This is a genomic window from Parvularcula bermudensis HTCC2503, from assembly GCF_000152825.2.
Lineage (GTDB): Bacteria > Pseudomonadota > Alphaproteobacteria > Caulobacterales > Parvularculaceae > Parvularcula > Parvularcula bermudensis.
This window is the reverse complement of the sequence record NC_014414.1, coordinates 2,856,873-2,878,120: the sequence shown is the minus strand read 5'-3', so window position 1 is coordinate 2,878,120 and position 21,248 is coordinate 2,856,873. Positions and strand designations below refer to the sequence as shown.

Below are 21,248 nucleotides of genomic sequence, written 5' to 3'. Positions count from 1 at the left end.
GTCCGGTGACAGGGTCTGCCTATGCTTCGGGGGGCGTCGTTTCCGGCCGCCGCGCGGCCTCCAGGACCTCCCCGGCTGCATCGAGATTCATCACGAAAATTCCGGCGCCCACGATCAGGTCGGGCCAGATCGACGGATGAAGCGCGGTGATGATCCCTGCCCCGATGATTGCGGCATTGGCTGCCACGTCGTTGCGCGCGGAGAGAAAGGCGGCCTTCGCCAGCGCCCCCTTCCTTTTGCGAAAGCGGACAAGCAGCAGGGCACACAGCGTGTTGACAAGGAGCGCACCCGCGGCGGTGAGGCCGAGAGCCTCGCCCGATGGAATGACGGGGTCAACGACTTTCATGACTGCGGCGACCAGGGCCGCGAGCCCTGGCACGAGGATCAATGCTGCGAGAACGTAACCGGCTCTCCGCCGGAAGCCCGCGCCGAGGAACAATGCGAGCAAGATCAGCACATTGATGGAGGTGTCCTCGAAAAAGTCGATCCCGTCAGCAAAGAGGGACACCGAGCCATGCCTGAGCGCCACGATGATCTCGATGAAGAAATAGCCAAGGTTGAGGCCTGCCACCAAGGCGACGGTCCGCGTGAAAGCTGAACCGATTTTTTTGCCGGGGAGGTTCGGCTCCACAGTCATGTCACCGCACGCCCGGTTCAGCATTTACGGTGACGCCGCTTTGCCTGGCGACCCCCGCTGCCGGATCATCCGTCCCCATCCAACGCATGGGCGGACGGATAACGGGCACGGTGCCAGTGCGCTGGATCGCCTCTTCCCAATGCGCTTTGAAGTGCTCCGCCTCTTCCGCAATGTCCGGAAGGTGCGGAAAGAGGATTTCGTGCGTCCAGTGACGATAGCGCTGCATCTCGGCTTCCGCGTCCTCCGCCGACCAATCTTCCTCGATGGTCCGGAAGACGGCGACAGCCGCACCGGTGCGGTCCTGTCCGCTGCGGCAATGAACGAGAACGGGCGTGCGCCCGTCGCGTTCGGCCTGGCGCAGCGCCGCAAGGAGCGTAACGAGGTTCTCGCGCTCAAGGCCGTAGGTGGCCGTGGGGATGGCGAGATAGTCGAGGCCCAGCGCCAGCGCGACGACCATCTCGTCATCCGACGTGCCGCGATCGAGATTGATCACCATACGGACACCATAGCGGTCTCGCAGCTCGGCGAGGCCAAGCGGGGTTGGCTGACCCGAGCGCAGCAGGGCGCCGTCGTCGACAATCTGAAGGTTTCGGACATCCGGTACCGAGACGCATCCTGCCAGCGCGAGGGCCATCAAGAGCGGAGCAGATCGTCGTCTCATGGTGCGTCTCGCAAGTAAGGGAACGTGATCCGGACCGACAGGCCCGGTCCGGCGTCGCTGAGTGCCAGGTCCGCACCGTGAAGGGTGGCGACCGCCGCGACGATGCTGAGACCAAGGCCCGTGCCGGCGGTCGAGCGGCTTGGATCGAGCCGGGCGAAGGGTTCGAGCATGGCCTCGCGGTGACCGTCGGGAATGCCCGGCCCGTCGTCGGTAACCGTGAGATGGGACCGGCCGTCTGCGCCCGTTCCGCACGAGACGCCGATGGCCGTTCCCGGCGGCGTATGGCGCATCGCGTTCTCGATCAGATTGGCAATGGCCTGAGTGAGCAGCAGCGCGTCGCCGAAAGCGGGCGCAGGATCGGCCGAGAGGGTGAGGGTGCGGCCGCCGTTTTCGACATCTGGCTGATAGGCATCGACAAGCGGCTCACAGAGTGTCGCGACGTCAACGGGAACAAACCGGTCCCGCGAGGCGCCTGCTTCGATCTCGGCGAGGCGCAGAATGGCATCGAAGCTCGCGAGGATCTGCTCCACTTTCGCTTCGGTCAGGGCGAGGCCCTCCTGACGCTCCCCGTCGGTGTCGGCTGCCCCGACCCGCTCCAGCCGCTGGCGAAGGTGGGAGAGGGGGGTCCTAAGGTCGTGGGCCACGTCGCGCGTGACCCGCCGCAACCCCGCGACGAGGTCCTGGGTCCGACCCAGCATCCGGTTGAGGCCAAGGGCAATCTCGTCGAGGTCGGTGGAGAACAGGGAAGAGGACGTCGGCACTCGGGCCGAGAGGTCGCCTTCACTTGCGCGTCCGAGGGTGGCGCGGATCATCCGCATGCGCGCGAGCGTTCTGAACGTGGCGACGACTCCGGCAAGGAGCGCGAGCAAGGCCGCTGCCGCGCCGACCTGAATCAGTGTCAGGAGCGTCTCTTTTTGGACCGACAGCGCGCGCGTCAGGTCTTCGCCCACGGAGAGGGTCGCGCCCCCCGGCAGCGTTTTCGTCAGGGTGAGGATGTCCGTGTCGCCGAACGGCGCAACCCCTTCGGTTTCGATCTCACGCCAGCCATTGGGGCCCTCCGCGATCCGGAGACGGCCCGCAAGGTGGTGCCCGTCCGGCGCCGTCAGCCAGTATTCAAGGGCGCCGGGACGGCTTGTGCGCGCTTCGATGGCCGCAGCCATGGCTTCCAGGCTTTCGGTCCGCAGCTCCTCTTCGAGGGCGAAGACCTCGAGTTCGATTCGCTCGCGCGCCTGTTCGACCGCCGCCCGTTCGCTGCTCGCATAGACGAGAAGTCCTGTAGCTGCGAAGGCAAGGAGGAGGATGCCCGAATAGACGATCGAGAGTCTGAGGCTCGATGAGCGGAGAAGGAGCTCAATCCGCATCGATCACGTATCCTGCCCCGCGCACGGTCCGGATCAGGGCCGAAGTGCCAGCCTCGGACAGCTTGGCCCTCAGACGGCTCAAATGCGTCTCGACGATGTTCGTGCCCGGGTCGAAATGAAAGCTCCAGATCTCCTCAAGAAGCATGGTTCGCGTGACGATCTGATCCTTATGCAGCAGCAGATACTCGAGGAGCTGATACTCTCGGGGCTGAAGATCGACGGTCTGGCTTCCCGCGGTAACCCGGCGGGTCAGCCGATCGACGGTGACGCCGCGCGCTTCGAGGCGGGTGATTTCGTCCTTGAGCGGTGGGCGCCGCAGGAGGGTGGTTACCCGCGCGCGCAGTTCCATGAAGGAGAACGGCTTGACAAGATAGTCGTCGCCGCCCGCTTCAAGGCCTGCTACCCTGTCCTCCACGGCGCCCATGGCGGTCAGGAAAAGGACGGGGATCTTCACCCCCGCCGCCCGCAAGGCTTTAATGACTGAAACGCCGTCAAGACCCGGCAGCATTCTGTCCACGACGACGAGGTCCGGCGGGCTCTCGGTGGCCTGGAAGAGACCGTCCGTACCGGTCTTCGCCGTATCGACCGCGAAACCTTCCTGTTTCAGGCCGTTGGCAATGAAGCTAGCGGTTTCCTCATCGTCTTCGATTACCAGGATTCGTGTCACGTCGCCTCCACCGGCTTGTATGGAGGCGTCAGTGTGCCTTGCGTTCGTCCGTGGCGGTAGGCGAGGATCAGGGGCGGCAGCAGGAACAACGTCATCAGCGTCGAGGTGACGAGGCCGCCAAGGATTACGCCCGCCATCGGGCCTTGCACTTCGCGGCCCGCCTCGCCGCTCTGCAGCGCCAGGGGAAGCATGCCGAGCCCGGTCACGAGGGCGGTCATCAGGATCGGGGTCAATCGTTCCGACGCGGCGAGCTGGATCGTTGCCTCGCCGAAGGCATGCCCTTCATGGCTGACAAGGTGATCGGTATGCGAGACCAGCAGGATGCCGTTGCGCGCCGCAATCCCGAACAGGGTGACGAAGCCGACGAGCGCGCCGAGCGACAACGTTCCCCCTTCGAGCCAGACCATCAAGACACCTCCCGCCAGCGCCGAGGGCGCCGTCGAGAAAATAAGCGCCGCCGCACGGCCGCCGCCAAAAGCCACCACCAGCAGGATGACGATGCCGATGGCCGCGATTCCGACATTGATGAGGAGTTCGCGCTGCGCGGCAGCCTGACCCTCCGCGACGCCTCCATATTCGAGATAGACGCCTTTCGGCAGGCTGACCTGAGCGCCGATCGCGGCGCTGATCCTTTGCTGCATGCCCGCGACGTCGCGAACGGTTGCATTCGCGGTCACGACCTGGCGCCGGCGCCCCGCATTATGGGTGATGGCCGCCCGATCGGTCGTTAAGAAGGGCTGCGCGACCGTGCCGAGCGCGGCGAGCGTGCCGGTCGAGCCACGGATCGGCAGGCTGCTGACGGCTTCCGGATCGATGGCATAGGCCGGGGGAAGCGTAATCGCAATGTCCGTGATCCGCTGTCCGTCCGAGACCTGCGCAACGCTCTGTCCCTGATAGGCCATCTCGACGGTATCGGCGAGGTCTCCGAGGCTGATGCCGTGGACGCCGAGCGCCATGCGGTCCGGCTCGACCGCCATGACCGGCGCGCCCGGTGGCGTCTGAATCCGGACGTCCGTTGAGCCGTCCACGGATTTTATGGTCGCGGCGATCCGTGCGGCTACCTGATCGAGAGCGTCGAGATCTGGTCCGTAGGCGCTGACGACGATGGCTGCCGTCTCGCCCGAAAGTGACTCGCCGATCCGGTCGCCCAGAAAGGTCATCGCTTCCGTCTCGAGACCGGGATAGCTGCCGAGGACGTCGCGGATGGCGGTCAGGATGCGGTCTTCTTCCGGTCCGCTGACATGCTGAAGTTCGACATGGAACTCACTCTCATTGGGCGGAAAGGTATCCTCCGCCGCTTCGGCACGCCCGATCTGCTGCTCGACCGTCGCGATGCCGTCGATCGCCAGAAGGTCGTTCGAGAGGCGTCCGCCGACATCCTCCATCCATTCGAGAGATGCGCCGCTCGGCCCGACCACGGCGAGGACGTAATGCCCCTCACGAAACTGCGGCAGGAGCTCCGCACCGAAACGGGTGACCCCGATGACCGCGGCGAGCCCGATGACGGCGGAGAGTGCCAGCGCCAGGCGCGGGCGGGGGAGGAGGGGATGCAAGAGCGCAGCATGGCCTCGCTTGACCCAATGCAGGAAGCCCGGCTCCGACGGCGGCACGCGATGTGCCAGCAAGAGGAGTGAGAGGGCGGGTGTGATGGTGATCGCAACGGCCATGGAGGCAAATGTTGCGAGAATGAAGGCCAGCGCGAGCGGCGCGAAGAAGGCGCCCTGCAGCCCGGTGAGCAACACCACGGGCAGCATTGTCAGGGCAAGGATCAAGGTTGCGTAGATGACGGGCGCGCGGACCTCCACGCTGGCGTCGAGGATCACTTCGGCAACGGGTCTGTCTTTGCGCTCCCGGAGCCGCCGCAAGATGTTCTCCGCCCCGATCACGGCATCGTCGATGACCACGCCAAGCGCCACGGCAAGGCCGCCGAGGATCATCGTGTTGATGGTCTGTCCCATGAGGTCGAACACCGTCGTCGCGGCGAGCAGCGATAGGGGGATCGAGACGAACGCGATGAAGGCGACCCTCAGGTTCCGGGTAAAGGCGAGCAGCACAAGGACGATCAGCACGGTCCCGATTAGGAGGTCGTCTCGAATGCCTGCCAGCGCCGATTCGATAAAGTTCGCTGGCCGGTGCAGGTCGGGATAAATGGTGATGCCCTGTGCCTCAAGGGACGGCCGAAGGTCCTCGATCGCCGCCTCGACCGCATGCGTGACGGTCAGCGTGTTGGCGCCATATTGCGTCGCCGTGGTGATCAAGACGCCGGATTTCCCCATGATCAGCGTGTCGCCGAATTTCGGAGTCGGGGCGACCGTCACGTCGGCGACGTCGCGCAGGCGGATCGGGCCGTCCGTGCTCGGCGAAACGACGACTGCGGCCAGGTCGTCGGCGGTGACCGCATCGGTGCGGGGCTCGATGGTGATACGCTGGGCGGCCGTCTCGACAAAGCCGCCGCCGCGGATGGTCGTGGCGTCCCTGACCGCTTGCGAGACATCCGTCAGGGAGAGGTTATAGGCGAATAGGTCTTCCGGACGCACACGGACCTCGATCCGCGGCAGCTCGCCGCCGAAGAGCGTGGCACGCGCCACCCCGGGCGTCGCGAGAAGCCGCGGGCGGATCGTCCATTGCGCGATGTCTCGTAGCTCCATCGGCGAGAGCGTGTCGCTGCGGAACCCGATCTTCAGGAGGTCCATGGTCGAGGAGGTGAGCGGGGACAGCGTCGGCGCCCCGGCCGACGCCGGGAGTCGGCCGGAGACCTCCGCCAGACGCTCCGCCACGACCTGGCGTGCACGGTAGGGGTCCTCGCCGCGGCGGAAGGTAACATCGACCACAGCGAGCCCCTGAATGGACTGGGAGCGGACGTCCTCCACGCCCGTAGCCCCGTTGAGGACGTTCTCGATCGGCGTGGTGACGAGAAGCTCAACCTGGCCTGCGGTCAGGCCGGGGGCCTCGACCTGGACGCTCGCTTGCGCAGGGACGAATTCCGGGAACACCTCGAACTCCGCCCGCGAATAGAGATAGGCCGCATACGCCGTGAACAGAGCCGAAAGGAGGATCGTAAGACGGGCGTGGCGCAGGCAGAGGGCAAGGATCGCGCGCAGCATCACTCGCTCTCCGCCGATTCATCCGCCCGCTCAACGGCGAGAAGGGCGCCGGCACCGCTGGTCACGACGCGGTCGCCAGGGGTGAACACGGTCGTGACGAGCCAGCCGTCTGCAACGATCCGGGGGGAGACGATCTGTTGTCGGAAAAAAGTGTCGGGACCCGTCTCGACATACGCCCAGGCATCGCCGTCGAGGCGGACGATCGCCTCGCGCGGGAGAAGAATGCCGGTCAGGGACTCGCCCGAATCGATGGTGCCGCCAAGACTGCGTCCCGATCGCAGGGACAGGGCTTCTGGGCCGCGAAGGACCGCCAGTGTGCCGATGGTCTGTAGACGGGTCGAGGCACTGCCGGTTAGGCCTATCGGCTCCGCTGTCGCGGTCTGCCTATCCGGCAGCGTGATTGTCACGGTGCCGACAAGGCCGCCCGGCGCTTCGAGGCTGTCCGCGCGCAGCAGGGCGGCATCGCCGGTGGCGATGGCGTCGAGCAGGCTCGCTCGATCCTGCGCCGACATGGCGGCGATGGCGGGGCCCCACTCCAGGGCCAGCCGACGGCGAAGGAGTGATGCCCTGGCTTCGTCGCCTTCTGCCTTCGACCGCGCTGCCTCGACCGCAGCGCGAGAGGCGCTTTGGTCGTTCCGGGCAAGTCCCAGTGTCCGCTGGTAGTCTCGCTGGGATGCCCCCGCCGCGGCAAGGGCGGTCGCGAGGTCCGCGTCGAGCGCGGCGAGCGCCCCGGCGTCAAGCACCTGCACGATGGCGGGGAGGGCCTGCGGGGCCTCTGTCGCCGTCATCACGGTTTCTTCCACACCGAGACGCGTCTGATCCTCTGGGCTCATGGTGACGGGCACGCCGAGGGTCGCGGCATGCAAGAGGCATATCAGGGAAACGATCATGGTTTGGAGTATCCTTGGAGAAGGGCGGCTGGCTCGTCGTCGGCAAGCGATCCGGTCAGAGGCTGTCGCAGCGCGTCCTCGAGATCCCGTTCACGGGACAGGGCGGTGATGCGGGCGTCGAGGACATCAAGTCGCGCGCGAAGCAGCCCCAGCCGCGAGGCCGCCCAATTGCTGCGGTTGATCGACCCGGCGTCGAGCTCGGCATCCGCCTGCGCCGCGAGCGCCCGGGCGGCAGGCAGGATTTCGTTCGCGAGGGTGTCAGAGACGGCAAGCGCGGCGGCATAATCCGTCTGCGACTGATCGACGGAGGCCAGCACGGTCTGCACGGACGCTTCCAGACGGACACCCGAGGCGTCGCGCGATTTCTCGGCGGCGAGGATGGCGGCTTTGTTGCCATCGAGTGACGGGAAGGAGAGGCCCAAAGTGACGGGCAGGCGGTTCACGCCCTGATCCCAGGTGTAGCCGGGCCCCACCGACACTTGCGGATATTGTGCGGCGACGGCTGTTCTCAGCGCGGCTTCGGCACGATCATAATCCGCGGCGGCGGTCAGGATTTCGCTCCGCCGATAGACGGCCGCCGTCGCCGCATCGGTCCCTATTGACGGAGACGGAAGATCGAAAAGCGGCAACTCGGGGAAGATCGGGCGGCGGCCCAGCATGTCCGGTGTGATGCCGGTCGCGCCGGCCAGACGTGCCCGCGCTTGGTCGAGACCCGATATTGCTTCGGCGCGCAGACGCAGCTCGGCGGCGGCATCCGCCCGCGCCTGTTCGACATCGAGGCGCGAGACGGCTCCGGCGTCGAGCTGGGCCCGAAGCGACGCGAGTTGCCGCTGACGCAAGCTGGCGATTTCGTCGAGCACTTCGAGGCGAGCGTTCGCGCTCCCGAAGTCATCGATCGCGCGACGGATATCCATCCGTATCCGCCAGAGCGCGGCTTCATAGTCGAATTGCGCGCGGGCGAGGGCGGCTTCCGCTTGCCCGATACGTCCGGTGCGACGACCGCCGAAATCGAGTACCTGGTCGGAGACAAGCCCGGCAAGCCAAGGCGAGGCGCCCCCCGGGTTGAGGGCGTATTCTGCCGTCAGGGAAAGAGTCGGTCCGGGTGCGACCCTTGCTGCCTTGAGATCCGCCCGGGTGGAGGCGATCGCCGTGCGGTTGGCCGACAGATCGGGATGATAGAGGATCGCCGCCGCCAGAAGCGACGGCTCGGTCCAAGCCTTGCCGTCCCAGTGGATTTTGGGCGCGATGCCGACCAGGGTCTGAGCGACCGCGGCGTCATCGACCCGTCGCGCTGCAAGCGCGCTCGCCAAAACAGGCGGATTGAGCGGAGCAGGCGCGTAGCCCGCGCAACCGGCCAGAGTGGCGAGGCCGATCCAGATTGTTGATGCCAGCGGTCGCATGCCGATCCCCTTCTCGGAAAGACCTTGACGCCCGGCGCATTGCTTGACGGTGCAGCGAAGATTGAGAAATCCCAATCTTCGCCAGCTCGCTTGATCAGTCGTCGTCTTCTTCGCTTTCTACCTCGAGGATCGCGCCGCTGACGGCGTCGATCTCGACTTCCATTTCCGCGCCATCGCGGGTCATGGTTTCGACGGTCCATAGGAGGGCGTTGTCCTCGACGTCGAATTCGGCCTCGGCCGCTCGTCCACCGGTCCGCTCTTCCGCAATGGCGACGGCCTCTGCCAAGCTGATTTTTGCCCGATCATGGAGTGCCGCAGCCTCGGCTGCTTCGTCGTCATCACCGGCGAGAGCGAAGCCGCCTGCGGCTGAGATGGCGAGTAGAGCGGCGCCTGTTAAGGAGAGTAGGTGAGTGCGATGCATATGATCCTCCGTTTTTAGATGAGACGGAGGGAGTTTGCGTCCGGCGACATTGGGACCGAACGGCGACCAGTTTACATTTGCCCAATGTTGCCCATCGGCCTGAACTTCGGGCGCTCGGCGCGCTGCGTCGGATGCTTATCGAAGGACCGAAATGGTAATCCTCGCGCAGGCCTTTTCAGTCACCAAGTAGTCTACCGAACAGCATGTAGACGACGACAGCAAGCGCCAACGCGGTCAAACCGAAGGCCATCGCCATCAGCCGTCCGTCTCGTCCCAAGAGCGCCACGCCGAAAGCGAGAATCGCAGCCATCGGCGCCGTGGAGGCGAAAGGGACGAACTCGAGGGGCGGTACGGTGAGGCAGAGCGCGATGATCATAACCGCGGTGACCTTGGTGCCTGTCTTGCCGACGAGGCGATGCCAGTGCTCCCCGGTATGCCGATCGATCCAATTCGTTATCTTGCGAAGCTTGCGGGCGCCGCCGGTCACCCGCTTCGACTTGACCGAACGGTTCTCGATGAAGCCGGGGAGCCACAGGCATTCTCTCCCGAGCGCGAGCTGTGCGGCGCCCAACCCGATAATCAGGGCGAGAAAGGTTGGGACGCCTGGAATGCCGCCGACAGGCGACATCTCGATGAGGGGAAGGACGATGAGAAATGGGCCGAAAGCGCGCTCACCAAAGACCTCAATGACGTCGCCTACGGCGAAGCGGTCCTTGCCGGCGCTTCCGCCAGACTCCTCGTCATGGTGCGCGATCCGCAGCACCTCTTTGAGAATTCCCGTCGTCGTTTCGTCAGGGTCACGTTCATTCGTGGACATGAAGCACAAACGAGGGGCAACCCGTGGTCGTTCCAGCATCCTCAACTGCTGGGCATAGGGCCGAAGTACTGTTGGTGACGACAACAGCGTTCCAGCCCGGACAACGGCGGATTTGATGCGTTCGTTCTTTGTTGTCTAACCGTGCACCCTTTGGAAAGCTGTGACGATTTAGAGGGCTCCTTTCCGCGCGTAGGCAGTCCAGTAAAGAACGTCGATTGTGCCCCAGATCGCGTTCCTACTGTGCTACAAATTCGGGGTATGCAACATCTAAGATATTGATGTATAGTTATAAAATAGTCGTTTCTAGACCCGTCACTCGCCACAGCCTCAGGTTGTGGGCACATTTGAACCGGATATTTTTGTGCTGTCAAAAGTCTCCGCGCGGACGATCCTCTTGGTGGCGCTGTGGTTTTTGTCCAAAGTTTGCCGTCATGTTCCTCCAAGTGAGGAACGTGCCCCAGCTAAGGCGATAAGTACGCTGAACGCTTGCTGCTCAATGTAAATGAAGCGGGCCTTGTCGCGTTCGATCTGAAGCCATTGCCCGCCGTCAATCGGCATGCACCACCCGAGCGCGATAGGCTGCGGCGGCAGCTTTGGCTTTGTCCGTCAACGTCGGTTTCCGGTAGAGGGCGGCCGCGAACGCCTCGGCATCCTTGGCATTCATTACATGGCAGTCGCGCTCGCCGAGGCTGCGTTCCGCTTCCTTGGCAAGATCAGGTGGATCGGTACTTTGCATAGAGGCTCTCCTCGATTGACCACGTGCCGACGAGATCAGTCCTTGTCCGATTTGAACGTGGCGGGTCGCCACGAGCAAGGGACTTCCCGCCGCCCTTGCGGCCAGACCGCTTCGCGCGACAAACGGGCGCCTCCCCCGGTCAAGAGGGAAAACAAGACCCCGCGAGTCAGGCGGCCTCGGCCGCCTGTCTGAACGTGCCGGATGGCACACGAGCGCGGAGGATCAAGTCCGTTGAACGTATACGTTCAACGGGCGGAGACCGGCCCGGCCGGGCTCCGTGCACGCGAGCCTGGTCCGAGAGGACGCGCCATCTTGACAAATGTCAGTTATACGCCAATATGACGACAAACGTCAGGAGCCGGTATGGTTCAACTGCACCCCATCGATCAGGCCCCGCCGCCCGGCGCGCCGCATTTTACGGAGGCGGAGGTCGCCGCCCTGCAGCGGGCGGTGATCCGTCTGTTCGCGCTTTGGGATCTCAGCGATCAGGAGGCGTCCACCCTTCTGGGCGATATTTCCCCGCGCACCTTCCAGCGCTGGAAGCAGGGCCAGACGGGCCGTGTGGGCCCCGATCTTGCGGCCCGGCTGTCGAATCTGGTGGGCATCCACAAGGCGCTGCGGCTTCTCTTCAAGGAGAAGGCGCGGGGCTATGCCTGGATCCGCAAGCCCAATGCGGCCTTCGGCGCGCGGAGCGCCCTTGACATGATGCTGGGCGGACAGCTCACCGATCTCATGCGGGTGCGCCGCTATCTCGACGCCCAGCGCAGTCCCTGGTGACCGGGGGTGAGGAAGGCTTTCCCCACACACGGGTTCGGTGGCGGCCTTACTACCGGCTGATCAACTCGGCCTATCCGCCAATCGACCTCTTCGAGGACATTGCCGATCCTGAGGACTGGGCGCTGCTGGGCCAGGCCGAGGCCCGCACCAATCCGCGCGCTGCCGAGACCATTGGTCAGCTCGATCTCGTGCCGCCCGCCCGACGGGTCGGCGGGCCGGGCGCCAGCTATGTCATGGCGCCCTTCACCCATTGCAGCCCCGACCGGCCGGGCCGCTTCCACACTGGGCGCTCCGGCGCCTTTTACGGCGCCCGGGAGCTCGAGACGGCGGTGGCCGAGACCGCCCACCATATCGGGCTCTTCCTCAAGGCGACGGCAGAGGCGCCGGGCTGGGTCGCGGACCTGCGTGAGGTGACCGGTCATCTCGATGCGGACCTTCTGGACCTGAGACCGGACGCGCCCGGCGATCTTCTCGACCCTGAGGACTACGCCGCGTCCCATCTGTTTGCTGTCCGCATGCGGGAGAGGGGCGAGGACGGCATCATCTATCCCAGTGTCCGGAACCCGGGCGGGGAATGCTTCGCCGCCTTCTGGCCCGACGTCATGGGCGTGCCCGTCCAGGCGCGCCATTGGCGTTATCATTGGGACGGGACGCGCATCGATCTCCTGCGGCAGGTCACGGGCGATGGCGCGGGCCCGGTCTACCGGCTGACCGACGAGGGGTCGCGTGGTGCGGCGGGGCAGGAGCCGCAGCGTTGACGGATCGGCCCGCCTGGACCCCCGTCATCCCTCATATTCAAGGCGATGTTTACAAATCACATCTATTCATGACACATGGCCTTCATGTCCAGGATCGCCACTGCACTGCTTTGCGTGTTGATCGCGGTCGCCTCGACGGCGACCAGCGTGGGGCATGCGGCCGAGCATTTCGATCTTGAACTGGCCGAGCGTGGCCATGGTCATCACCATGACGTCGATGCTCACGACGACCATGATCCGAATGGTGATGAGGACGACGAACCTTACGCGCCTACGGGCGGGCATGCCGCCGAGTATCACGCCGCCGCCCTGATCGTGGAGCCGCCCCTCCTGCCCGAGGTGGCGCGGATCCACCCGCGGTCGCTGCCCGAGGACCTTGCCCTTTCTGCCCGCCACGGATTCGGGGACCCCGACCCCGACTGAACCCCGCTCTGAGATGATCTGCGCCGGGACCGCGTGACGGCCCGCGCGCCCTGTCGTTCACCTCGGACCGGAGTCCACACCCATGATATTCAGAATACTGGCGGCCGCCGGCGCGGTCGGCCTGTGGTCGGGGGATACGCTCGCCCAGACCCAAGATCCCTGCGACGCGAGCCCCGCCGCACCCGTGCTGACGTTGGCGGAGGCGACCAACCGCGCCCGCGGCGCCGACCTTCGCCCCGAGGCCATCGCTGCTGCCGTCGAGGCCGCGCGGGCCGAAGCCCGCATCGCGGAGTATGGTCCCCCGGACACGGTAACGCTGCAGACGGAGGATTTCCCGGGCATTGGGCTCGGTGAGGATGTCGACAACCTGCAGGTGACCGGCAGCTACAACCACACCTGGGAGCGGGGCGGAAAGAAGGCGGCGCGGCGCGCTGTGGCATCGCGCGGCCTCGAGGTGGCCCGGTCGGCCCTGGCCTTGACCGAGGCGGAGATCGCCTATGAGGTCGAAACGCTCTATCTCGAGGCAGCGCTCGCGACCCGCCGCGCGGAGATCAGCTGCGATCGGCTCGCTATTACCACGCGCCTCGAAAACGAGATCCGCGATCGGGTGCAGGCGGCCCGAGACCCTGAACTGGCGGCGTCGCGCGCTCGCGCCGACCGGCTTGCGGCCAAGGGCGAGGTTTCCCGCTCCCGCCGTCTCGCCGCGGCCCAAAAAGCGCAACTTGCCGCCTATTGGGGCGGCACGGGCGCGTTCGCCGTCGAGACGGCGTTTCTCGATGAGGTACAGCGGGCGGCAGATGACGGCATGTCGATCGAGAACGCTGCGCAGATCCGACGTCTTGAAGCCATGGAACGCGAAGCGGCGGCCCTCGCAGACCTCGCCCGGGCGCAGGCCGCCCCCAATGTGACCTGGTCGGTGGGTGTCCGGAATTTCGGTTTCGAAGACGATGTGGCGCTCGTGACGGGCATTTCCGTTCCTTTGCGAACGGGGAGGCGGGCGGAGGCCGCCCATGCAAAGGCCGCCGCCGAGCGGCGCCAGGCCGAAGCGGTCACCGCCGCGGCACGCCAGCGCCTGATGCGCGAAGCGATGGGCTATCGCCGGGCCGCCGAAGACGCGCTTTTGGGGCTGGAAAGCCTCGAAGCAGAGCTTCTCCCCGAAGCGCGCAGGGCGCTCGATCTGGCGCAGTCAGGCTATCGCCGCGGCGCCTTCACCTATCTCAACGTGACCGATGCCCAGGAAAGCCTCACCGCCTTGCGGGAAGACCGGCTCGAGCTCTTGCGAACTTATTACGTCAACATGGCCGCGCTTCGGCGCCTGGTCGCGCCGGGCGCGACCGCCCCGGACACGGAGTCAGTACAATGAGTAAGATCCTTTCCTCGCTTCTCGCCGTTACCGCCCTTGGGGCGGCAGGGAGCCTCCTCTCTGCCTGCGGCGGCCTGAGCGATGCCGCGCCCCAGATCGGGGCCCATGGCGAAATGGCTGAACTTGAAGCCCCCCATGGGGGTCGGCTTCTCAGCGAAGGGGACTTCGCGCTCGAGATGACGATCTTCGAGGCGGGCGTCGATCCACATTACAGGATCTATCCGTTTCTCGGCGGCGAGCCCCTCGAGCCCGCCCAGGTCGGCCTGACCGTGACGCTGGAGCGGCTGGACGGCGAGACCAATGTCTTCTCCTTCCGTCCGGAGCAGGACTATCTCATGGGCGACGGTGTCGTGACTGAGCCGCATTCCTTCGTCGTCAATGTCGAAGCAGATTATGACGGCGAGACCCATCGCTGGTCCTATGACAGTTTCGAGGGCCGCACGACTATCTCGGACAGCGTGGCCGAGGCTGCAGGGGTCGTTCTTGCCGAGGCGGGACCGGCCGAGATCGTCCGCACCGTCGAACTCTTGGGCAGCGTGCGCATCGCACCCGAAGCCGAGGCCGAGGTCGGCGCGCCCTATGCCGGCACGGTGCAGGAGGTGATGGTGACCCTCGGCGATGTCGTCGACGCCGGCCAGCCGCTGGCCCGTGTGCAGAATGCCAGCAGCCTCCAGACCTATGTGGTCCGGGCCCCGTTTGCCGGCACCATTTTGGAGCGGCGGACCAACCCCGGCGACGTCGCGGGCACACGGACGATGTTCCGGCTGGGCGATCTCGATCGCCTCGAGGCGGAGCTGCACGTCTTCCCGCGCGATGCGGTGCGCGTGCAGCCAGGTCAATCCGTCAGCATACGTCTTGCAGGCAGTGACATGTCCGTCGAGAGCGAAATCGAAGGCTTCCTGCCCATGTCGGGCGCGGGGTCGCAGACCCTCATCGCCCGAGTGCCCTTGCCCGGAGGCTCGGGCTTCCGCCCCGGCATGCGGGTGGTCGGCACCGTCGTGACGGAGGCCCGGCAGGTGCCGCTCGCCGTGAGGACCGAAGGACTACAACGCTTCCGCGACTTCACAGTCGTCTTTGCCAAGATCGGCGAGACCTACGAGGTGCGCATGCTCGATCTCGGGGAGCGGGACGACGACTATGTCGAGGTCCTGGGCGGTCTCAAGCCGGGCACGACCTATGCCGCGGGTAATTCCTTCCTCATCAAAGCCGACATCGAAAAGTCCGGCGCCAGCCACGACCACTAGGAGCGGATCATGCTTGAACGGATCATCGAATTTTCGATCCGCCAGCGCTGGCTGGTCATGGTGCTGGTGCTCGCGCTTGCGGGACTCGGCATTTACAACTTCCAGCGTCTGTCGATCGATGCCGTGCCGGACATCACCAACGTCCAGGTACAGATCAACACCGAGGCGCCGGGCTTTGCCCCGCTCGAAACCGAACAGCGCATCACCTTTCCGGTTGAAACCGCGATCTCGGGCCTGCCTGGTCTCGACTACACGCGGTCGGTCTCCCGCTACGGGCTGAGCCAGGTGACCGTCGTCTTCGACGACGGCACCGATATCTATCTCGCCCGTCAATTGGTGGCTGAACGGCTCCAATCCGTGCGCGACGTGCTGCCCGAAGGAGTGACGCCGGAGCTCGGACCGATCGCGACGGGCCTTGGCGAGATCTATATGTATATCGTCTCGGCTGCCACGGGGGCGACGGACGAGAATGGCAATCCGTACACGGCCATGGACTTGCGGACGATCAATGACTGGGTCGTCCTGCCCCAACTGCGCACCGTCGAAGGGATCACTGAGGTCAACACGATTGGCGGTTTCAAGAAGGAAATCCATATCCGCCCCGACCGGTCGGCCCTGGCGGCCTATGGGCTGACCCTTTCCGATCTCATCGAAACGGTCGAGAGCAACAACGCCAATACCGGCGCGGGCTATATCGAGCGCAATGGCGAGCAGAACCTCATCCGCGTACCCGGCCAGGCCCAGGCCCTCGACGATCTGAGGCAGATCGTCGTCGCCGATACGGGTTCGGTCAGTGTCCGCCTCAGCGATGTGGCCGATGTCGGTCTCGGCAATGAGCTCAGGACCGGGGCGGCGACCCAGAACGGCGAAGAGGTGGTGCTTGGCACGGCCTTCATGCTGATCGGCGAGAACAGCCGCACGGTGTCGGTCGCGGTCGATGAGCGTCTGGCCGAGATTGCGCCGGGGCTGCCCGAGGGCATTGAGATGACCCCGGTCTATAACCGCTCGACCCTGGTCGATCGGACCATCCACACGGTGGAGAAGAACCTCGTCGAAGGGGCGCTGCTCGTCATCCTCGTGCTGTTCCTCCTCCTCGGCAACATCCGGGCGGCGATCCTGACGGCGGCCGTCATTCCCCTCGCCATGCTGATGACGATCACCGGCATGGTGCAGAACGACGTATCAGGGAACCTCATGAGCCTCGGGGCGCTCGATTTCGGGCTGATCGTCGATGGCGCCGTGATCATCGTCGAGAACTGTCTGAGACGGTTCTCGGAGGAACAGAAACGCCTCGGCCGACTTCTGTCCCGGGACGAACGGTTCAAGCTGGCAGCGAGCGCGTCGAGCGAGGTCATCCGGCCGTCGATCGTCGGGGTCATCATCATCGCGGTCGTCTATCTGCCGATCTTCGCGCTGACGGGGATCGAGGGGAAGATGTTCCACCCCATGGCTTTCACCGTGGTGCTGGCGCTCACCTGTGCGCTCATCCTGTCGCTGACCTTCGTTCCGGCCGCGGTGGCGCTCTTGATCCGTGGACGGGTGGAAGAGAAGGAAAGCTGGCTGATGGGGGGGGCACAGCGTCTCTACGCGCCGGCCCTCAATGCGGCGCTGCGTCTCCGCTATGCGGTGGTGGCGGTCGCGCTGGTCCTGGTAATGATCGCCGGGTTCGGGGCGACCCGCCTCGGCTCGGAGTTCATTCCTGACCTGGATGAAGGGGATGTGGCGCTCCACGCCTTGCGCATTCCCGGCACCAGCCTGACCCAGGCCATCGAGATGCAGTCCATGCTGGAGGCGCGGATCGTCGAGTTCCCCGAGGTGGAGCGCGTCTTCGCCAAGATCGGGACCCCGGAGATTGCGACCGACCCGGTACCGCCAAGCGTCGCCGACACCTTCGTCATCATGAAGCCGCGGAAGGAATGGCCCGATCCTCGGAAGCCGAAGGCGACGCTCGTGGCCGAGCTCCAAGAAGCGGTCGAGACCATCCCGGGCAGTAAATATGAGCTGACCCAGCCCATCGAGATGCGCTTCAACGAGCTCATCTCCGGTGTCCGCGCCGATGTCGCGGTCAAGATCTTCGGCGACGATCTTGAGGTTCTTCAGGAGACGGCCGACCGCGTGCAGGGCATCCTCGCCAGCGTGCCGGGGGCGGTCGATGTGCAGATGGAGCAGGTGACCGGGCTGCCGGTCCTCTCCATCCACCCCGACCGCGATGCGCTGGCCCGCTACGGGCTCAATGTCGAGGACGTGCAGCGGGTCGCGTCGGTGGCGCTGGGCGGCGAAGTGGTCGGCCAGTTCTTCGAGGGCGATCGCCGCTCCGACATTGTGGTGCGGTTCCCGGAGAACGTGCGCACCGACGTCGCGGCCATCGAGCGGCTGCCAATTCCGCTGCCGGCATCGCGGCGCGGCGATGATGATCTCATGTTCGTCCCCATGACCGAAGTGGCGAGCGTCGAGATTGCGCCGGGTCCGAACCAGGTGAGCCGCGAAAACGGCAAGCGGCGTCTGGTGGTCACTGCCAATGTCCGGGGCCGCGATCTGGGCTCGTTCATCGGCGAGCTGCGCGCGCGCGTGGCTGCCGAGGGCGAGATCCCATCCGGGTACTGGGTCGATTACGGCGGCACCTTCGAGCAGCTCGTCTCGGCGAGCCAGAGGCTCTCCGTAGTGGTGCCCGCGGCGCTTCTGTCGATCTTCGGCCTGCTCCTGATGCTGTTCGGCACGGCACGGGATGCCGGGATCGTCTTTTCCGGTGTGCCCCTGGCGCTGACCGGCGGGGTCGCGGCGCTGGCCTTGCGGGGCATGCCGCTCTCGATCTCGGCGGCGGTGGGCTTCATCGCGCTCTCCGGTGTCGCGGTGCTGAACGGCGTCGTGATGCTGAGCTTCATCAAGGCCCGCCGGGAACGGGGGGAGCCCCTTCTCGAAGCGATCACGGAAGGAGCGCTGCAGCGCCTTCGCCCCGTCCTGATGACGGCGCTGGTCGCAAGCCTCGGCTTTGTGCCCATGGCGCTCAATGTCGGCGCGGGCTCCGAGGTGCAGCGGCCGCTCGCCACGGTGGTGATCGGCGGCATTATTTCCTCGACACTGCTGACACTGCTCGTCCTGCCGGCCCTCTACCGTATCGTTCACGGTGCGGAGCGCAGGCGCGAGGAACCCGTCATGCCGCCCGCGGGAGTGCCGGCGGAATGATCCAGAACCCTGTCACTCGATCCGAAGGAGCAACGATGTCGTCACCTCGATTGCCTCGCCTCCATCGCGGCGCCCTGTTCGCGTTGGCCCTCGTCCTGTCCGTCCTCTGTCTGGGGATCGAGCAGGCCGCCGCCCATGCCGTTGCCGAGGGCGACAAGGGCTATATCCAGGAGATCACGGGGGTCCACCTCATCTCCTTCCTCTATCTGGGGGCGAAGCATATGGTCACCGGTTACGACCATATCCTCTTCCTCCTCGGGGTGATCTTCTTCCTTTATCGGATGAAGCACATCGCGACCTATGTGAGTCTCTTCGCCATCGGTCATTCGACCACCATGCTGGCGGGGGTCTATTTCGGTGTAGGGATCAATTCCTACATCATCGACGCCATCATCGGTTTGTCCGTGGTCTATAAAGCCCTGGACAATATGGGCGCCTATCAGCGCTGGTTCGGCTTTCAGCCCAACACCAAGGCGGCGACGCTGTTGTTCGGGCTGTTCCACGGCATGGGACTCGCGAGCAAGATCATCGATTACGACATCGCCGAGGATGGCTTGTTGCCGAACCTTCTCGCCTTCAATGTGGGCGTCGAGGTCGGCCAGCTCCTGGCGCTGGGCGCGATCCTCATCATCATGGGCTTCTGGCGCCGGACGCCGAGCTTCCTGCGCCATGCCTATACCGCCAACATGCTGCTGATGGCCGCCGGTTTCGTCCTGATCGGCTATCAGATCACCGGTCTCATCATTTCCTAAATCCCTGCCGAGGTCATCATGTATAACGCCAATATGCCGAAGAAAGACGAACTGCCTTCGACGGCGCAGCTCCTGCGCTCGACTGTCATTGCCCTCATGATCGCCGCGGTCATTCTGGTGGTGGCGGTGCTGCCGGGCGAATACGGGATCGATCCGACCCGGATCGGCCGGGCCCTCGGCCTCACCCAGATGGGCGAGATCAAGCAGCAGCTCGCCGAAGAGGCCGCCGCCGACGAAGCCCTTGCAGAACCGGTCGTAGTCGAACCAGTTGTCACGGAGCCCGACGTCACGGCCAGCGAGCCTGCCGCGGCCCCATCACCCGATACAACGCCCGCCCCGGAAGAGCCCGCCGCTCCGGTCCCCGCGGCGCCGATCTGGAAGGACGAGCAGTCTGCCACGCTCGCGCCGGATGCCGCGACCGAGATCAAACTCGTCATGGAAGAGGGCGCCGCGGCCGAATATGAATGGACCGTCGACACCGGGCACCTGAATTACGATCTCCACGCGGATTATCCGCAGGGCGGCGGCTTCCACAGCTACAAGAAGGGTCGCGCCGTCACCGAGGACGCGGGCAGCTTCACCGCCGAATTCGACGGCGCCCATGGCTGGTTCTGGCGGAACCGCAGCGGCGAGACCGTGACGGTCACGCTCAAGGTGCGCGGCGACTATAAGGAGGTGCACTAGTCTCCACCATGCTCTCCGTTCTCGCGAACCGCGCTTATCGACATCTCTTCCTGGCGCAGATCGTGGCGCTCATCGGCACGGGTCTCGCTACGGTCGCCCTTGGGCTCGTGGCCTATGACCTCGCCGGCGAAAGAGGCGGCGCGGTTCTCGGGACGGCCCTCGCCATCAAGATGGTGGCCTATGTTCTCGCCGCGCCCGTGGCGGGTGCGCTGGCTGAGGTGCTGCCGCGGCGGCGGCTCCTGGTGGCGCTCGATCTCGTCCGGGCAGGGACGGCCTGCTTCCTGCCCTTCGTCACCGAGGTCTGGCAGATCTATGTGCTGATTTTCTTCCTGCAGACGGCCTCGGGGTCATTCACGCCAATCTTTCAGGCGACGATCCCCGACGTTCTCCCGGAGGAAAAGGACTACACACGGGCCCTGTCTCTCTCCCGGCTCGCTTATGATCTCGAAAACCTTCTGAGCCCGACACTGGCGGGTCTCCTCCTTCTTGTCGTCAGTGCCGGCGGTCTGTTCTTCGGCACGGCGATCGGTTTCGTGGCGTCGGCGGCGCTCGTGGTCTCGGTCGTGCTGCCGGGGCGTCGCCAGGACCGCGTCGCGCCGTTCCGTGAGCGGGTGAGCAAGGGCGCCCGGATCTACCTCGCGACGCCGCGCCTGCGAGCGCTGCTCGCCCTGTCCCTCGCGGTGTCCGCCGTCGGCGCCATGGTGATCGTGAACACCGTGGTCCTTGTGCAGTCGGGGCTTGGCCTTGGGGAGGGAGAGGTGGCCCTCGCCCTCGCTGGCTTTGGTGGGGGATCCATAGTGGCGGCCCTTTTGCTGCCCCGCGTCCTCGACCGCGTGCCCGACCGTCCGGTGATGCTACTGGCGGCAACGGGATTGCCAGCTGGCCTTCTGATCTTCCCCCTGATCCACGGGTTGACCGGTCTCGTCTTACTTTGGGCTGTGCTCGGCCTTTTTTATGCCACCGTGCAGATGCCCTCCGGCCGGCCTCTCAAACGCTCCGCCCACGGCGCGGACCGGCCAGCGGTCTATGCGGCGCATTTCGCGCTTTCCCATGCCATGTGGCTCGTCAGCTATCCGCTCGCCGGCTGGCTTGGCGTCGAGCTGGGGCTGCCAGTGACGGCGCTCGTTCTCGCTGGTGTGGCGGCCGTTGCGGCGCTGGTCGCCTGGCGGGTGTGGCCCGAGGAGGCCACGGACGGCCTTGTACACACCCATGACGATCTGCCGACGGATCATCCTCACTGGCAGGAGGGCGAGCATGTCGACGGCGGTCACCGCCATGTCTATATAGTCGATCCGCTCCATCGCCGCTGGCCAGCATGACGCGAGGCGCTTCGGCTCGCGTCAACGCGGCGCGGTAAAGATGACCCCCGC

Annotated in this window: 19 protein-coding genes; 9 read left to right on the top strand and 10 right to left on the bottom strand. The window is 65.4% G+C overall.

From position 1 onward, the window contains the following. Positions 1-19: 19 nt before the first annotated feature. The 10 genes from PB2503_RS13435 to PB2503_RS13390 all read right to left on the bottom strand — a co-directional run bounded on the left by PB2503_RS13435 (position 20) and on the right by PB2503_RS13390 (position 10,694). The gene (locus PB2503_RS13435; RefSeq protein ID WP_013301815.1) at positions 20-661 is read right to left on the bottom strand and encodes a cation diffusion facilitator family transporter; all 642 of its coding nucleotides are present in this window, start codon (positions 659-661) and stop codon (positions 20-22) included. After that, a complete protein-coding gene (locus PB2503_RS13430) occupies positions 639-1,298 on the bottom strand; it encodes a phosphatase domain-containing protein (RefSeq protein ID WP_083811095.1) in 660 nt (219 codons plus the stop codon). The genes PB2503_RS13435 and PB2503_RS13430 overlap by 23 nt, the downstream gene beginning before the upstream one ends. Further along, positions 1,295-2,659, bottom strand: coding sequence for a sensor histidine kinase (locus PB2503_RS13425; RefSeq protein ID WP_013301813.1), 1,365 nt, complete (start codon positions 2,657-2,659; stop codon positions 1,295-1,297). Before PB2503_RS13425 ends, PB2503_RS13430 begins: the two co-directional genes overlap by 4 nt. Next, positions 2,649-3,326, bottom strand: a complete 678-nt coding sequence (locus tag PB2503_RS13420; RefSeq protein WP_013301812.1) for a response regulator transcription factor — start codon at positions 3,324-3,326, stop codon at positions 2,649-2,651. The genes PB2503_RS13425 and PB2503_RS13420 overlap by 11 nt, the downstream gene beginning before the upstream one ends. Beyond that, positions 3,323-6,430: an efflux RND transporter permease subunit gene (locus PB2503_RS13415; protein WP_013301811.1), complete on the bottom strand. Its 3,108-nt coding sequence runs from the start codon at positions 6,428-6,430 to the stop codon at positions 3,323-3,325. Before PB2503_RS13415 ends, PB2503_RS13420 begins: the two co-directional genes overlap by 4 nt. Beyond that, positions 6,430-7,320 (bottom strand): efflux RND transporter periplasmic adaptor subunit, encoded by an 891-nt coding sequence (locus tag PB2503_RS13410; protein ID WP_013301810.1) that lies wholly within the window; start codon positions 7,318-7,320, stop codon positions 6,430-6,432. The genes PB2503_RS13415 and PB2503_RS13410 overlap by 1 nt, the downstream gene beginning before the upstream one ends. Beyond that, entirely contained in the window at positions 7,317-8,720 is a 1,404-nt protein-coding gene (locus tag PB2503_RS13405) for a TolC family protein (RefSeq protein ID WP_148235299.1), read from the bottom strand. The genes PB2503_RS13410 and PB2503_RS13405 overlap by 4 nt, the downstream gene beginning before the upstream one ends. A 94-nt stretch (positions 8,721-8,814) precedes the next feature. Further along, positions 8,815-9,141, bottom strand: a complete 327-nt coding sequence (locus PB2503_RS14175) for a PepSY domain-containing protein (protein WP_013301808.1) — start codon at positions 9,139-9,141, stop codon at positions 8,815-8,817. Between the two features lie 175 nt (positions 9,142-9,316). After that, the gene (locus PB2503_RS13395; RefSeq protein ID WP_013301807.1) at positions 9,317-9,958 is read right to left on the bottom strand and encodes an exopolysaccharide biosynthesis protein; all 642 of its coding nucleotides are present in this window, start codon (positions 9,956-9,958) and stop codon (positions 9,317-9,319) included. Between the two features lie 547 nt (positions 9,959-10,505). After that, on the bottom strand, positions 10,506-10,694 hold the full coding sequence (locus PB2503_RS13390) for a hypothetical protein (RefSeq protein WP_013301806.1): 189 nt from the start codon (positions 10,692-10,694) through the stop codon (positions 10,506-10,508). Positions 10,695-11,057: 363 nt separating this feature from the next. On the opposite strand from PB2503_RS13390, the gene PB2503_RS13385 reads away from it, so the two are divergent. The 9 genes from PB2503_RS13385 (at position 11,058) to PB2503_RS13345 (ending at position 21,197) form a co-directional block, all read left to right on the top strand. After that, positions 11,058-11,471 carry an antitoxin Xre-like helix-turn-helix domain-containing protein gene (locus tag PB2503_RS13385; protein ID WP_013301805.1) on the top strand — a complete coding sequence of 138 codons (414 nt, stop codon included), beginning with the start codon at positions 11,058-11,060 and terminating at the stop codon, positions 11,469-11,471. Then, on the top strand, positions 11,468-12,229 hold the full coding sequence (locus tag PB2503_RS13380; RefSeq protein ID WP_013301804.1) for an RES family NAD+ phosphorylase: 762 nt from the start codon (positions 11,468-11,470) through the stop codon (positions 12,227-12,229). The genes PB2503_RS13385 and PB2503_RS13380 overlap by 4 nt, the downstream gene beginning before the upstream one ends. 84 nt (positions 12,230-12,313) lie before the next feature. Next, complete coding sequence (locus tag PB2503_RS13375; protein WP_148235298.1) at positions 12,314-12,652, top strand: hypothetical protein; 339 nt, start codon at positions 12,314-12,316, stop codon at positions 12,650-12,652. Between the two features lie 82 nt (positions 12,653-12,734). Further along, positions 12,735-14,015, top strand: a complete 1,281-nt coding sequence (locus PB2503_RS13370; RefSeq protein WP_013301802.1) for a TolC family protein — start codon at positions 12,735-12,737, stop codon at positions 14,013-14,015. Further along, positions 14,012-15,259: an efflux RND transporter periplasmic adaptor subunit gene (locus tag PB2503_RS13365; protein WP_013301801.1), complete on the top strand. Its 1,248-nt coding sequence runs from the start codon at positions 14,012-14,014 to the stop codon at positions 15,257-15,259. The genes PB2503_RS13370 and PB2503_RS13365 overlap by 4 nt, the downstream gene beginning before the upstream one ends. Before the next feature lie 9 nt (positions 15,260-15,268). Then, a complete protein-coding gene (locus PB2503_RS13360) occupies positions 15,269-18,442 on the top strand; it encodes an efflux RND transporter permease subunit (protein WP_013301800.1) in 3,174 nt (1,057 codons plus the stop codon). A 35-nt stretch (positions 18,443-18,477) separates the two neighbouring features. Next, positions 18,478-19,194 carry a HupE/UreJ family protein gene (locus PB2503_RS13355; RefSeq protein WP_013301799.1) on the top strand — a complete coding sequence of 239 codons (717 nt, stop codon included), beginning with the start codon at positions 18,478-18,480 and terminating at the stop codon, positions 19,192-19,194. 18 nt (positions 19,195-19,212) lie between these two features. Then, on the top strand, positions 19,213-19,878 hold the full coding sequence (locus PB2503_RS13350) for a hypothetical protein (RefSeq protein WP_013301798.1): 666 nt from the start codon (positions 19,213-19,215) through the stop codon (positions 19,876-19,878). Between the two features lie 8 nt (positions 19,879-19,886). Beyond that, entirely contained in the window at positions 19,887-21,197 is a 1,311-nt protein-coding gene (locus PB2503_RS13345; protein WP_013301797.1) for an MFS transporter, read from the top strand. Positions 21,198-21,248: the final 51 nt, after the last annotated feature.

Bases quoted from the DNA above. Each gene is read 5' to 3' on its own strand.
- PB2503_RS13355 (WP_013301799.1), top strand. From the start codon at position 18,478: ATGTCGTCACCTCGATTGCCTCGCCTCCATCGCGGCGCCCTGTTCGCG.
- PB2503_RS13390 (WP_013301806.1), bottom strand. From the start codon at position 10,694: ATGCAAAGTACCGATCCACCTGATCTTGCCAAGGAAGCGGAACGCAGC.
- PB2503_RS13345 (WP_013301797.1), top strand. From the start codon at position 19,887: ATGCTCTCCGTTCTCGCGAACCGCGCTTATCGACATCTCTTCCTGGCG.
- PB2503_RS13415 (WP_013301811.1), bottom strand. From the start codon at position 6,430: ATGCTGCGCGCGATCCTTGCCCTCTGCCTGCGCCACGCCCGTCTTACG.
- PB2503_RS13410 (WP_013301810.1), bottom strand. From the start codon at position 7,320: ATGATCGTTTCCCTGATATGCCTCTTGCATGCCGCGACCCTCGGCGTG.
- PB2503_RS13425 (WP_013301813.1), bottom strand. From the start codon at position 2,659: ATGCGGATTGAGCTCCTTCTCCGCTCATCGAGCCTCAGACTCTCGATC.
- PB2503_RS13430 (WP_083811095.1), bottom strand. From the start codon at position 1,298: ATGAGACGACGATCTGCTCCGCTCTTGATGGCCCTCGCGCTGGCAGGA.
- PB2503_RS13405 (WP_148235299.1), bottom strand. From the start codon at position 8,720: ATGCGACCGCTGGCATCAACAATCTGGATCGGCCTCGCCACTCTGGCC.
- PB2503_RS13360 (WP_013301800.1), top strand. From the start codon at position 15,269: ATGCTTGAACGGATCATCGAATTTTCGATCCGCCAGCGCTGGCTGGTC.
- PB2503_RS13365 (WP_013301801.1), top strand. From the start codon at position 14,012: ATGAGTAAGATCCTTTCCTCGCTTCTCGCCGTTACCGCCCTTGGGGCG.
- PB2503_RS13395 (WP_013301807.1), bottom strand. From the start codon at position 9,958: ATGTCCACGAATGAACGTGACCCTGACGAAACGACGACGGGAATTCTC.
- PB2503_RS13370 (WP_013301802.1), top strand. From the start codon at position 12,735: ATGATATTCAGAATACTGGCGGCCGCCGGCGCGGTCGGCCTGTGGTCG.
- PB2503_RS13375 (WP_148235298.1), top strand. From the start codon at position 12,314: ATGTCCAGGATCGCCACTGCACTGCTTTGCGTGTTGATCGCGGTCGCC.
- PB2503_RS13435 (WP_013301815.1), bottom strand. From the start codon at position 661: ATGCTGAACCGGGCGTGCGGTGACATGACTGTGGAGCCGAACCTCCCC.
- PB2503_RS14175 (WP_013301808.1), bottom strand. From the start codon at position 9,141: ATGCATCGCACTCACCTACTCTCCTTAACAGGCGCCGCTCTACTCGCC.
- PB2503_RS13385 (WP_013301805.1), top strand. From the start codon at position 11,058: ATGGTTCAACTGCACCCCATCGATCAGGCCCCGCCGCCCGGCGCGCCG.
- PB2503_RS13350 (WP_013301798.1), top strand. From the start codon at position 19,213: ATGTATAACGCCAATATGCCGAAGAAAGACGAACTGCCTTCGACGGCG.